The 12,738-nt window shown below is 64.5% G+C and carries 11 protein-coding genes and 1 pseudogene; 4 read left to right on the top strand and 8 right to left on the bottom strand.

Translation table 11 applies throughout. From position 1 onward, the window contains the following. The 6 genes from CWO91_RS38735 to CWO91_RS38710 all read right to left on the bottom strand — a co-directional run. Window positions 1-1,151: methylmalonyl-CoA mutase family protein (locus tag CWO91_RS38735; protein WP_245471512.1), on the bottom strand; the 1,151-nt coding region annotated here is incomplete at its 3' end. Window positions 1,152-1,232: 81 nt separating this feature from the next. After that, a complete protein-coding gene (folK, locus tag CWO91_RS38730) occupies window positions 1,233-1,724 on the bottom strand; it encodes a 2-amino-4-hydroxy-6-hydroxymethyldihydropteridine diphosphokinase (RefSeq protein ID WP_130220646.1) in 492 nt (163 codons plus the stop codon). A 1-nt stretch (window position 1,725) separates the two neighbouring features. Beyond that, the gene (gene folB, locus CWO91_RS38725) at window positions 1,726-2,094 is read right to left on the bottom strand and encodes a dihydroneopterin aldolase (RefSeq protein ID WP_008553485.1); all 369 of its coding nucleotides are present in this window, start codon (window positions 2,092-2,094) and stop codon (window positions 1,726-1,728) included. After that, the gene (gene folP / locus CWO91_RS38720) at window positions 2,091-2,951 is read right to left on the bottom strand and encodes a dihydropteroate synthase (RefSeq protein WP_130220645.1); all 861 of its coding nucleotides are present in this window, start codon (window positions 2,949-2,951) and stop codon (window positions 2,091-2,093) included. Before folP ends, folB begins: the two co-directional genes overlap by 4 nt. Window positions 2,952-3,218: 267 nt before the next feature. Beyond that, complete coding sequence (locus CWO91_RS38715) at window positions 3,219-3,626, bottom strand: DUF4332 domain-containing protein (RefSeq protein WP_130220644.1); 408 nt, start codon at window positions 3,624-3,626, stop codon at window positions 3,219-3,221. 26 nt (window positions 3,627-3,652) lie between these two features. Then, window positions 3,653-4,018 carry a DUF2267 domain-containing protein gene (locus tag CWO91_RS38710; protein WP_130220643.1) on the bottom strand — a complete coding sequence of 122 codons (366 nt, stop codon included), beginning with the start codon at window positions 4,016-4,018 and terminating at the stop codon, window positions 3,653-3,655. 330 nt (window positions 4,019-4,348) lie between these two features. Between CWO91_RS38710 and CWO91_RS38705 the strand changes: the two genes are divergently transcribed. From CWO91_RS38705 to CWO91_RS38695, 3 genes are all read left to right on the top strand, one after another. Further along, window positions 4,349-5,971, top strand: coding sequence for a helicase HerA-like domain-containing protein (locus tag CWO91_RS38705; RefSeq protein ID WP_130220642.1), 1,623 nt, complete (start codon window positions 4,349-4,351; stop codon window positions 5,969-5,971). Window positions 5,972-6,111: 140 nt separating this feature from the next. Further along, a complete protein-coding gene (locus tag CWO91_RS38700; RefSeq protein WP_165406009.1) occupies window positions 6,112-7,440 on the top strand; it encodes a glycosyltransferase family 87 protein in 1,329 nt (442 codons plus the stop codon). A 40-nt stretch (window positions 7,441-7,480) separates the two neighbouring features. Next, entirely contained in the window at window positions 7,481-8,875 is a 1,395-nt protein-coding gene (locus CWO91_RS38695) for a M20/M25/M40 family metallo-hydrolase (RefSeq protein ID WP_130220641.1), read from the top strand. Window positions 8,876-9,238: 363 nt separating this feature from the next. Here CWO91_RS38695 and CWO91_RS38690 read toward each other — a convergent pair whose 3' ends face one another. Both CWO91_RS38690 and CWO91_RS38685 read right to left on the bottom strand, forming a co-directional pair. Beyond that, a complete protein-coding gene (locus CWO91_RS38690) occupies window positions 9,239-10,018 on the bottom strand; it encodes a class II aldolase/adducin family protein (RefSeq protein WP_128934961.1) in 780 nt (259 codons plus the stop codon). Between the two features lie 183 nt (window positions 10,019-10,201). After that, window positions 10,202-11,851: a glycosyltransferase family 39 protein gene (locus tag CWO91_RS38685; RefSeq protein WP_130220640.1), complete on the bottom strand. Its 1,650-nt coding sequence runs from the start codon at window positions 11,849-11,851 to the stop codon at window positions 10,202-10,204. A gap of 311 nt (window positions 11,852-12,162) precedes the next feature. Here CWO91_RS38685 and CWO91_RS38680 point away from each other — a divergent pair. Further along, a pseudogene (locus tag CWO91_RS38680) lies at window positions 12,163-12,738 on the top strand (DUF308 domain-containing protein); the annotation flags it as partial.

Genomic DNA, 12,738 nt, shown 5'->3' with positions numbered 1-12,738 from the left:
GTCTCGGTGCCGCCGGCGCCGGCGGCGGGATCGCTCACCTTGGCGAGGTTGCTCTCTTCCAGCAGCAAAAGCTGCGTGTTGCGCGCCACGCGCCGTGCGAACGGATCGGGCAACCCGAGCGCCAGCGTATGCGGCAGCACCGTGATTGCATTGGCACCGGCAAGCCCCGCCGCAAAGGTCGCGATGGTCGCGCGCAGCAAGTTCACGTAAGGATCGCGCTGCGTCAGCATACGCCAGGCCGTATCGGCGGCGATGAACAGCGGTTTTGGCGTCAGCCCGCACGCCGTCTCGATGCGCGCCCAGAGCAGCCGCAGCGCGCGGAATTTGGCCATGGTCAGGAACTGGTCGGCATCGGCGGAAAGCCGCGCATAGACCATGCCCTGCGCCTGCTCCAGCGCAATGCCGGCGCCTTCGATCGCGCGCAGATAGGCAACGCCGCAGGCGAGCACGAAGGCGAGCTCCTGCACCTCGGAGCCACCGGCATCGTGAATCACGCGCCCGTCGGCCGACGCGAACGGTCCCTTGAAGCCGAGCGCCGCCAGGCCCTTGATGGCGCCGGCGACGGCGGGAACAATTTCCTCCCACGTATCCCACGTATAAGGGCTGTGGCCCCACACAGCGCCAGCCGCGAGCGGATCGAGCCCGAAGCGGATGTTGCAGGCGGCGGGATCGAGGCCAGCGCTCTTCACATATTCCGCGACATGGATCGCGGCCATCCGCGATTGCGGACCGATCTGGAGCTCGAGGCCGATGCCGGCATCGAGATGAATGTCCTTCAAGACTTTTGCGACCGCATCGGCCGAAGGTTCCAGGCCGAAACCGTGGGCGCCGCTGCCGCCGGCGAACACCAGCGCGAGCCCCGTCGCGCCATTCTCGAGATCGGTCAGCGCCTGCGCGTTCGCGGCGGCGGCATCGGGATGGTCGACCCGCTGCATGATCTGCCAGGGCGCAGCTAGCGGCCGTCCCGCCACGGGCGCACCGCCCTTGGCGCGCGGGTAGAGCGGTTCGATCTTCAGGCCATCATAGGTCTTGCCGACCAGCTTCTCGAACGGCGCGCCCTTCAGCACGCCGTCGACCAGCTTGCGCCAGTCGTCGATCGTGGCCTTGGGGAATTCCACCGCCAGCGGCAGGTCGTCAGTCACGGAGGTCATGCGGCCCAGGGCTCCCGACAATCTTGTTATTCGCAGGCGAAATTGCCACGGCGGACCGTCCCTGCAAACGGTTGTTTTTGGTTAACCGGTATCCGGAAGCCGCTCAATGCCTTGCGTCGAGACGCTGGCGAGCCCGTCACGCACACGAATGCCTGATATCACGCGGTCGGGCGCGATTTCGGCCAGCGGCACCAGCACGAAGGCGCGCTCGAACAGGCGCGGATGCGGCAGGGACAGATCGGGTTTCTGCAAGTTGACATCGTCATAGGCGATCATGTCGAGATCAAGCGTGCGCGGTCCCCAGCGCCGCTCCTTGTCCCGCGTGCGGCCGAATTTCTGCTCGACCTTCTGCAGCACGAACAGCAACGCATGCGGATCGAGGCTGGTCTCGATCTCGATGCAGGCATTGATGAAGGGCTCCTGGTCCTCGTCGCCCCAGGGCGGCGTCGTGTAGTCCGAGGACCGCGCGATCAGCGCGGCTTGCGCCATGCCGCAGATGTGCGCGATCGCCTTGCCGAATGTCGCGCGGACATCGCCGACATTGCCGCCGAGTGCGATCAGCACGCTTGCCATCTTATGGATGCCGCGAGCGCGTCAGCATGATGCCGACGTCATCGAAGATCGCGGCGATCGGCGCATGCGGCTTGTGCACAGTGATCTTCACGGCGCGGATGCGCGGGAAATGCGACAGGATGGCATCGGCGACCGCGCCGGCCGCGCGCTCCAGCAGCTTGTAGTTGGTGTTCTTGAACGCCGCCGTCGTGGTCGCCACGACCTCGGCGTAGGACACGGTATCGGCGAGCCGGTCGCTGCGCGAAGGCTCCGACAGGTCGGTATAGAGTTCGAGATCGATGACGAAGCGCTGGCCGACTTCGGTTTCGTGATCCATGACGCCGTGGCGGGCGTGGATCGACAGGCCGGTGACGAAGATCGTGTCGGTCATGGCTTGCTCTCGATTGCGTGCGCCACCCGCAGGGCCTGCAAGGTCTCGGCGACGTCATGGGTCCGGATGATCTTTGCGCCGCGCTGCGCGGCGATGAGGTGCGCCGCGATCGAGCCGGCGAGCCGCTCTTTCGGCTCCGACGGCGATACCGAAGCGATGAAGCGCTTGCGCGAGGCGCCGACCAGGATCGGCAGGCCGAACATGTCGAGTTCACGCAGCCGCGCTAGCGCGATCATGCTCTGCTCGGCGGTCTTGCCGAAACCGATGCCGGGATCGAGCACGATTTTTTCCCGTGAGATGCCGGCCTTGGACGCGATATCCAGCGAGCGCAGGAAGAAGGTCTTCATGTCCGTGACGATGTCGATGGTGGGGTCGGCATTGTCGCGGTTATGCATGACGATGACCGGAACGCCTTTCGCAGCGACCAGCGGTGCCATGGCGGCGTCGCGTTGCAGACCCCAGACATCGTTGACGATCGCCGCGCCCTGGTCGAGCGCGAAGGCCACCACCTCCGCCTTCATGCTGTCGATCGAGACGGGCACCCCAAGCGCCACGACACCAGCCAGCACCGGCTTCAGCCGGGCGAGCTCGTATTCCGCCGTGACCGGTTGGGCGCCCTTGTAGGGCCGGGTGGACTCGGCGCCGACATCGATGATGTCGACGCCATCAGCGATCATCGCCCGGGCTCGCGCGAAGGCCTGGTCGGGCGCGATGAACTCGCCGCCATCGGAGAAGGAATCCGGGGTGACGTTGAGCACCCCCATCACCGCCGGAAGCGGCCGTTCCAGCAAAATCCGCAGCACGTCGGCCCCGGCCGAGCCGGCCGGCGGGACGGATGGAGAGGGCGAGGCACTCATGCGGGTGGCTTTAGCGGTCGGGGAAGGGGAGTCAAGACGGGAAGGGGGCATCCGGCCGTTCCGATGCGCTCAGGGGCACGAGAGGGAGAAGGTTCTTGCCCACACTCCGTCATTGCGAGCCAACGGGTCCGCGCGAAGCGCGGCCCGATGACAGGCTCCGCGAAGCAATCTAGGCTGTCACCGCGGAAAGATTCTGGATTGCTTCGCTACGCTCGCAATGACGATCTGGGAGCAGTAGTATCCTATCTCCCCAGCTTCGTCCTCGGCTCAATACGTAATCTTCGGCGGCAGCTTCTTCGCTTTGGCGATGATGTCGCCGACCGACTTCTCGGAAGGCAGGATGCGGAGGAGCTTCTTCTTCTCGTTGGCGTCCCGCATGCTCTGGGCGAGCCTCGCCGGATTCCGATAAGCGAGCTCGCGCACCGTGGTGACGCCGGCGGCGCGAACGAGGCCGACCTTGGCCCGGCCCATGCCGGGGATGCGCATGTAGTCCGAGACGTTGGCCCATTCCAGCAGCAGCTGCTCGCTGATGCCGGTCTTGGCGGACAGCGCCTTGCGGCCCTTCACGGTGCCGGCAGCCTCGAGCAGCGCGTCGGTGGTGCGGATTCCTTGCGCCTTCAATTTGTTGGCGGCAAAGGCCGACAGGCCGTCAATCTCGGAGATCGGATATGTCATGATACTCGAATATGAAATGCGTGGCTTCAGGCGAACTGGCTGAGGCCCGGCGTCCCCGCGATGATCTTGCCCATCTGATCCGCTCCGATTTTGTCTCGGCCGAAGCGGAAAAGTTCACGGGCGACGTTTTGAATCTCCGACATGCCGAGTCCGAGGCCCAGCAGGCGCGAGCCGACGGCCATCAGGCCACCGCCCATCAGCCGCGACAGTCCGCCGCCGCTCTTGGACGCCTCGATCGCGGCTTCCGCTCCAGGGATTTGATCAATCAGAGCCTGCACGCTGTCGGAAGGACCCTCGCTGCGGAGGAAGCCTAGGATAATGCCGATAGTCTTTTCAGCGACAGCACTATCTATGCTGGCGTTTGTTGCCAGCCGCCCGATCAGCTCGTCCATATGGCCTGCCCCTCAGCCGGTTCACATGCCGGAGTTTTCGAAAATGATCTTGAGCCCGTGCGATGTGAAATACAAGCGATGAACGCACGCCCCGTCGCGATTCATCCTCGAACGCATAAACAGTGTTGCAGCGGTGCAAGAGCGGAGATGGAATCAGCAAAAAAATACCGCGGTGCGAGCGCTCCATTCCGACTTTCGGCTGATATTTCCGCCAATGTCGCATGTTTGGGACGCGTTGAATGGTTTTAATCGACGCACAACATGCGATAAACTACGGAACTAATGCATTCGAGTTTCGATACGCGAAACCTGCAGAGATCAGTGAGAATTATGACCGCACAGGACAGCAAGCTCGGTGACACCGACGCCAAGATTTTCGTCGGCAAGGGAGACGAGCAGGCCTGGCTGACGCTGGCGCTCGCCAATCGCCACGGCCTCGTCACCGGTGCAACCGGAACCGGCAAGACGGTGTCGCTGCAAGTGATGGCGGAAGGATTTGCGCGCGCCGGTGTTCCGGTCTTCGCCGCAGACATCAAGGGCGACCTCTCCGGCATCTCCGAGGTCGGCGAAGCCAAAGATTTCATCGTCAAGCGCGCCACCGAGATGGGGCTGACCTTCCAGCCCGACCAGTTCTCGACGGTGTTCTGGGACGTGTTCGGCGAGCAGGGCCACCCGGTGCGGGCGACCGTCACGGAAATGGGGCCGCTTCTGCTCGCGCGCATGCTCGATCTGAACGACGTGCAGGAAGGCGTGCTCAACGTCGCCTTCCGCGTCGCCGACGACAACGGTCTTGCCTTGATCGACATGAAGGACCTTCGCGCGCTGCTCGACGCCATCGTGCCCGATAGCGGGAAGAAGGCAGCGGACGCGGAGGAGGATCCGTTCGCCGTCATCCGCAAGGCCGCCCAGGGCTTCGGCAATGTCACCAAGGCGACCGTCGGCACCATCCAGCGCCAGCTCCTGGTGCTGGAGAACCAGGGCGGCACCAAATTCTTCGGCGAGCCTGCGCTGACGCTGAAGGACTTCATGAAGACCGACCGCGACGGCCGCGGCATGGTCAACATCCTGGTCGCCGACAAGCTGCTGCAGAGCCCGCGACTTTATGCGACATTCCTGTTGTGGATGCTGTCGGAGCTGTTCGAGGAGCTGCCCGAGGCGGGCGACCTGCCCAAGCCGAAGCTCGTGTTCTTCTTCGACGAGGCGCATCTGTTGTTCAACGACGCGCCCAAGGCGCTGATGGACAAGATCGAGCAGGTGGTGCGTCTGATCCGCTCCAAGGGCGTTGGCGTCTACTTCGTGACGCAGAACCCGGTCGACGTGCCCGACCGCGTGCTCGGGCAACTGGGCAACCGGGTCCAGCATGCGCTGCGCGCCTTCACCCCGCGCGATCAGAAGGCGGTCGCCGCTGCAGCCCAGACCTTCCGGCCCAACCCGAAGCTCGACACCGCCAAGGTGATCACGGAGCTCGGCAAGGGCGAGGCGCTGGTATCCTTCCTCGAAGGCAACGGCACCCCTTCGATGGTGGAGCGGGTGATGATCCGGCCGCCATCGGCCCGGATCGGACCGATCACGCCGGAGGAGCGCAAGGCGATCATGGCGGCAAGCCCAGTCATGGGCAAATACGACACCGTCGTCGATTCCGAGTCCGCCTATGAGATCCTTCAGAAGCGCCTCGCCGGCACGGCGGCAACGGCCGACGGTTCGGCAGGCGGAAGCGGTGGCGGCATCCTCGGCCAGATCGGCTCGATCGTCGGCACCATCTTCGGCACCAACGTCAAGCGTGGCCGGCTGTCGACCGGCCAGGTCATTGCGCGCGACGTGACGCGATCGGTGACCAACCAGGTGATCGGGGGGATGGCCGCCAATATCGGCAAGTCGGTCGCCGGCCAGCTCGGCGGCTCGATCGGCCGCACCCTGGTTCGCGGCGCACTCGGCGGATTGCTGCGGCGGTAGGCAGCAGGTCCGGCCATGACGCTGCGGAAGGTTTAGCGGCCATCGGGGAGGCCATCACTACCGGCACAAATTCCGGTGAGGGACTCTCCAAACATCCGTCCGTCTGCTACGTGGTAGTCCGCCGCCGACTGGACCCCACCGTGATCTCCGCCACCCCGTTAGCCAAACCCGATGCGCCGAGACGCCTGTCGTTGCGTGCGCCGCTCGACCTGCTTTTCCTGTTCTGCTGCCTCCTCCTGACTGCCGACGTGCTCATTCCCGAGATCTTCGGCCACGGCAAGACCAAGGATTACGGACTGTGGTACTGGGCCGGTCAGCAGGTCTTGCAGGGGCGGCCGCTCTATCCCGGTGACATCAGCGACTATTTCGAGTTCATCTATCCACCGCTGCCGGCGGTCCTGCTGGCGATCCCGGGCTGGTTCGGCAAGATCCCGCTCTATGTCGTCCTGTCGATCCTGAATGCGGTGGCGTGGTGGTGCACCGGGACGTTCTCCCAGGTGTTGGCTGGATCGGACCGCAGGGCCGGTCCGTGGCTGGAAGCGCTGCCCGCCTTCGTCACCGTCACCTTCGTGTTCGACATGTTCGACCTCGGCCAGCCGAACCTCGTCTTGCTCGCGATGTTGCTCTACGGCTTCTGGAGCTTGCGGCATCAGCACCACTGGCTTGCCGGCTTCATGTTCGCGCTCGCGACCGCCATCAAGGTGTTTCCGATTGCGGTGCTGCCCTATCTGATCTGGCGGCGGAAGTGGGCGGCCGTGGTCGCGACCGTCGCCTTCATCGGCATTCTTCTTTACGTCGTGCCGGCGCCGATCCGCGGCTTCGAGCGCAACGCGGCCGAACTTGCGACCTGGTACCAGGCCATGGTCGGGAGCAGCTCGGAAAAAGGCTTTGGCCAGCGCGGCGAGCAGAACTGGTCGTGGGTCAACCAGTCCCTCATTGCCGTCACGCATCGCCTGGTCCGGCCGATCAATTACAATCTGGAAGATCCCAACAAGCCGCCGCGTACGATGAACGTCATCGACGTCGACTACCGGACGGCGAACTGGATCGTGCTCGCGCTGTCGGCAGTGCTCGGGCTCGGCTTCGTCGCGATCATGCCTCGGCAAGCGCGGCGCACGGCGCGCTCCGATGCCGAGGAGCTCGGCATCCTGTTCTGCCTGATGACGATTGCCTCGCCTCTGGCGCGACAATACTATTTCATGTGGTTGTTCTTCCCGATGACGGTGCTGATGCATCGGGCTGCCTTCGACGCGCGGGCGAATGTGCGGCTGGGAACCTGGCTCGCTTTGGGCGCGGCCGGCATCCTCATGCTGCTGTCGCTGCCGTGGTTTCCCAATGTCATCCAGGCCTGGGGCAATAATCTCGTTGCGACCGCGATCCTTGCCGGTAGCCTCGCATGGCACATCCGGCACCCGCCGGTTGCGGCTGGCCCCGAGGCCGCGCCGGCGCTAAAAGCGCAGACACCTTGAGCCCCCGATTTCTTGAGACTCGAAAGTCAGGATCACGACCATGGCCAATGCGCAGCTTCAATCCGTGCTCGACCACATCGACAAGGATTTCGACAACAGCCTGGAGCGCCTGTTCTCGTTGTTGCGGATCAAGTCGATCTCCGCGGATCCGGCCTTCGCCGCCGATTGCAAGGCGGCGGCCGAGCATCTCGCCAAGGACATCGCGAGCCTCGGTGTCGCCATTGAAGTGAGGCCGACCGCCGGCTATCCCGCCATCGTCGGCAAGACCGGGGCGGGCGGACGGCCGCACGTGCTGTTCTACGGCCATTACGACGTGCAGCCGGTCGATCCGCTCGATCTCTGGCACCGTCCGCCGTTTGAGCCTGTCGTCACCGACCATGCCGATGGCCGCAAGATCATCGTCGCGCGCGGTGCCGAGGACGACAAGGGCCAGGTCATGACCTTCGTCGAGGCCTGCCGCGCCTGGAAAAAGGTGACGGGCTCGCTGCCGATCGACATCACCTTCCTGATCGAAGGCGAGGAGGAGGTTGGCTCGAAGAATTTCGTGCCGTTCATCGAGGCCAACAAAGACGAGTTCAAAGCCGACTACGTGCTGGTCTGCGACACCGGCATGTGGGACCGCAACACGCCGGCGATCACGACGTCATTGCGCGGCTTGCTCTATGAGGAGCTGAAGATCACCGCCGCCAATCGCGACCTGCATTCCGGCGTGTTCGGCGGCAGCGCGATGAACCCGATCCGGGTGCTGACGAAAATTCTCGGCGGCCTGTTCGATGACGACAACCGCATCACGATCCCGGGCTTCTATGACGGCGTGAAGGACCTGCCGCCCGATATCCTCGAGCAGTGGAAGAAGCTCAATCTCACGCCGGAGATGTTTTTGAAGCCGATCGGGTTGTCGATCCCGGCCGGCGAGAAGGGCCGGTTGCTGATCGAGCAGGCCTCCTCGCGTCCGACCTGCGACGTCAACGGCATCTGGGGCGGCTATATCGGCGAGGGCTCCAAGACGGTGATCCCGTCGCACGCGTCTGCCAAGGTCTCGTTCCGTCTGGTCGAGGGGCAGGATCCCGCAAAGATCCGCAAGGCCTTCCGCGACTATGTGACGGCGCGCATTCCCGGCGACTGCAAGGTCGAGTTCGGCGACCATTCCGCCGCTCCTGCGGTTGCGCTCGATTGGAACATGAAGCCGCTTGCCGCCGCCAGCAAGGCGCTGACCGAGGAATGGGGCAAGGAGACCGTGCTGATGGGCTCGGGCGCCTCGATCCCTATCGTCGCAGACTTCAAGCGCACGCTTGGCCTCGACTCGCTGCTGGTCGGCTTCGGCCTCGACGACGACAACATCCATTCGCCGAACGAGAAGTACGACCTCCGCAGCTTCCAGAAGGGCATCCGCTCCTGGGCCCGCATCCTCGCCGCGCTGGCGGAGGTGAAATAAAGGCGGTGTCGTAGGGTGGGCAAAGCGCAGCGTGCCCACCACTTCCGAGGCGAGCTGCGAGATGGTGGGCACGACGCTATGCGCCCTTGCCCACCCTACGAGACCTATCCTCGTCATTGCGAGCGAAGCGACTTGTCCGCCGAAGCTTTAGCGAAGGCGGAAGCAATCCAGAATCCCTCCGCGGATGCAGTCCGGATTGCTTCGTCGCATCAGCGCAAAATTGCTACGCAATTTTGTCGCGAGCTCCTCGCAATGACGGCGGAGGGCGCCCCTAAATAAAAACGCCGCCCGGAATTGGGCGGCGTTTCATTCCAAAACGTGCAGAGGTAGGTAACGTCTACCCTACACCAAATCCCGAAAATCTCAAGAGCGGTAGCCGGGAAGCTCGCGGTCGAGCTTGCGCAGCAGCGGCGGCCACACGAGGTTGGTGGCGCGTAGCTCGGCGCGGTCGCGGTTCGACAGCAGCTCGGTGTTCTTGTCTATCGCGACGTGGTCGACCGGATAGACCGGCGTGCCCAGCGCGCGCGTGCGCACCTGCATCGAGCAGGCGCGTTCGAGGTGATACATCCGCTCGAAGGCGGAGGCGACCGAACGGCCGACCGTCAGCGTGCCGTGGTTGCGCAGGAGCATGTGGTTGTGGTCGCCGAGGTCCTTCTGGAGCCGCGGCCGCTCGTCGTGGTCGAGCGCGATGCCTTCATAGTCGTGATAGGCGAGGTCGTGGGTGACGAGCTGGGCGGTCTGGTTCAGCGGCAGCAGGCCTTCGGCGCTGCTCGACACCGCGGTGCCGTCGAGCGTGTGGAGATGCAGCACGCAGATCGCGTCCTCGCGCACCTCGTGGATCGCCGAATGGATGGTGAAGCCGGCCGGGTTGATGCTGTATTCGCTCTCGGAGAGCTGATTGCCGTGCAAATCGACCTTGACGAGGCTCGACGCCGTGATCTCGTCGAACATCAGTCCGTAGGGATTGATCAGGAAGTGATGGTCGGGGCCGGGCACGCGCGCGGAGATGTGGGTGTCGACCAGATCGTCCCAGCCGTACAGCGCGACCAGGCGATAGCAGGCGGCGAGATTGACCCGTTGTTGCCACTCGGCCTCCGTCATATTCGACGGCACTTCCTTCAGGCGCGCTTCTGCTGGCGACATGGCTGATCTCTCCGAACATCGTTGTTGCGGGGAGGGAGCGTAGTCTTGCAATCGGCCGGCAGCAAGGCGGCCAAAGCGCGGCAGTTCAGCGTAGCCCGCATGGAGCGCAAGCGTAATGCGGGGCAGCTCCTAAGAGGTCCCGGATGTCGCTCGCTCTCCGGGCTACGGACCCGGAGAAAACAATTACGGCGCCGGGATCGACAGCAGGCTGGAAATGCTGCGGCCGCGGATGTCGTAGACGCGGGCGAACACCACGTCGTCGCGCTTGATCTCGACCATGACGGGGGCGGTGAGGCCCTTGCAGTAGAACTCGCCCAGCGTCATCGCGAAATCGGCCGCATTGGAATCCCAGCCGATGGTGAAGTCGGGTCCGAGCGCGACCTGGGCCGGACGCTGCGGACCGCACACCGCGACCTTCCATTTGCGATTGACCGGCGGCACTTCCTGGCGCTCGACCAGCTGCTCGCGCAATTCATCGGAAGCCTGCTTCAGCGCGAGGCCCCAATAATCCAGCATGAAGCGGTCGTCGGCGCCGCGCACGGTGCCGGCGATGTGGTTGAAATGGGTGTATTGATAGGGATGCAGCCGGATCATCTCGGCGAGCGACAGCGCGAGGCCGAAGCAGAAGGTGGCGAGCACGACCGGCTGCCAGGTGCGGTGATTGGCGCGCAGGCGCTCCATGGCCCAGGCAAACGCGACGCCACCGAGCACCGCCATCGGCGGGATCACGAAGACGAAATGGCGGATGCCGTTGTACAACGCCGGCCGCTTCACCATTGCGATCGCGAGCGGCAGGGTCGCGGCGAGCGTCAGCATCAAGAGGATGGTCTTGCGGCGCGCGGGAACCTCGCGGCGCGGCAGCAGTGCGAAGGTGCCGATCACGGCGCCGGCCATCAGCACCAGCATCACCTCGGGCAGCTGCAGCGCGAACAGCGTCGGCAGGTAGGACCAGGGCATGTCGGGCACGGACACGATCGCGCCGTCGAACATCTCCTTCCAGGGCTTCTCGAAGAAGTGCGAGAAGTAGGTCAGCGCCTCGAAGGGATTGCCGGGCTGCATGATCGACCACGGCCAGATCAGCCCCATCACGAGGTAGCCGAGCACGAGGCCGGGCAGCAGGACGTAGACGACATGGGCGAAGCGGCGGATCGACTCGCGCAGGCCCTCGCTGCGCAGTTCCTCCAGGAACAGCGGCATGAAGCCGACCACGGCGTAGACCAGTGCGAGACCGCCGAGAACGCGGCAGCCCAGCGAAAGACCGGCACCCAAGCCGACGATCAGGATCGTGCGCGGCGACGGCTGCGGATATTCCTCCGCGAGGCGGACGAGGCCCAGCATCAGGATGATCATGGCCACCGCGAAGGGCGCATCCTTCGGGTTCATGAACATGTGGCCGTAGAAGATCGGGCACAGCGCGAGCAGCAAGAGCGCGGCGAGACCGGCAAGGGGGCCGCCGACGCGGCGGCCGAGCCGCCACGTCACCGCAAGCCCGATCACGCCGACGATGGCGCCGACCAGACGTCGCGTCTCGAACAGCTCGAGCGGAATGATCTTGTGCAGGAGAGCGGCGACCATGTCGAAGCCGCCGCCATACATGTAGAGGTTGGCGAAGGAGAGCGCCGCGGTGTCCCTGAAGCCGGAACCGAACATGCGCAGCAACAGATCGGCATATTCAGCGTGGGTGTAATCGTCCCAGCCGAGCCCGTAGTCGCGGAAGGTCAATCCTGCGATGACGGCGACCGCAGCCAGCACCAGCATGGCGAGATCGTCGCAAGTCCGTTCGACCGAGCGCCGCAGAGGCGTGTCGATCGCCGAAGTCGTGATGGATGTCATGGCTATTGGTGACCCGGAATCCCCTCTCGGCCCTGCTGGCGCGCGTGGGCCTGTTCCCCGGAATCCCTATAGCGCAGTTCCATTACCAAGTAATTGGGCATTATGGCTAAATTCCTGATGCGACGCAGCAAATCCAGAAACTTGGAGCACTGTAGCAGTAGCGAGCCGCAGCTGAAGGGAATGTGAATAAGTCCCTGATTTCTTTCCCTTTAGGAACAGCGCCCACAATTGGCCGTTGGCGTGGAACACCGTATGACGGTATCGTGGCGTGAGGAGTGTCGCGTGTGGATGCGCGGCCGGGGGTGAGTTCGATGACCTTGGCATTGTTGATCGTGGGGATTTTCGCCGTTCTGGCGGGCCTCCTTGCGATCCTGTTTGGCTACACCGTCAGGGAATTCAGTGTCGGCAGCACCCTCATAATCTCCGGAACCATCGGCGTCTGCACCGGAATGTTACTGGTCGGCCTGCATCTCCTGCTGCTCGAGCTGAAGGGCATCGCCCGCCGTCTGGCGGCCGGAATAGCTGCGTCGGAGGTTCGGGTCAGGCCCGTGCTGCCGGGTCTGACGATGCCTGGCGCGCCTGCGCCCGAGCCGGCGCTTGCCTCGCCTGCGAAGATCGAACCGGCGCCACCATCGCCGCCACCAGCCGCAGGCCCTCCGCCGTGGCAGAGCGAAGCCGCCGCGCGCGAGCGTCCGCGCGTCGAGGCGCCGGAAGCTCCAACGCCTCCTGAGGCGCCGCGCCGCCGCAACCTGTTATTCGCCTCGACCTCGCGTAAGGAGCGTGAGCGCGCGGAGGCGAAGGCCACCGAGGGCCCACCGCCGCCTCATGAGGAACCAGCAGCGCCCGCCGCGGCGGACGTTCCGCCTGCCAGTTTCGAGGACGCGTGG

Source organism: Bradyrhizobium genosp. SA-3, assembly GCF_004212635.1.
Lineage (GTDB): Bacteria > Pseudomonadota > Alphaproteobacteria > Rhizobiales > Xanthobacteraceae > Bradyrhizobium.
This window is presented reverse-complemented; position numbering and strand designations above follow the sequence as displayed.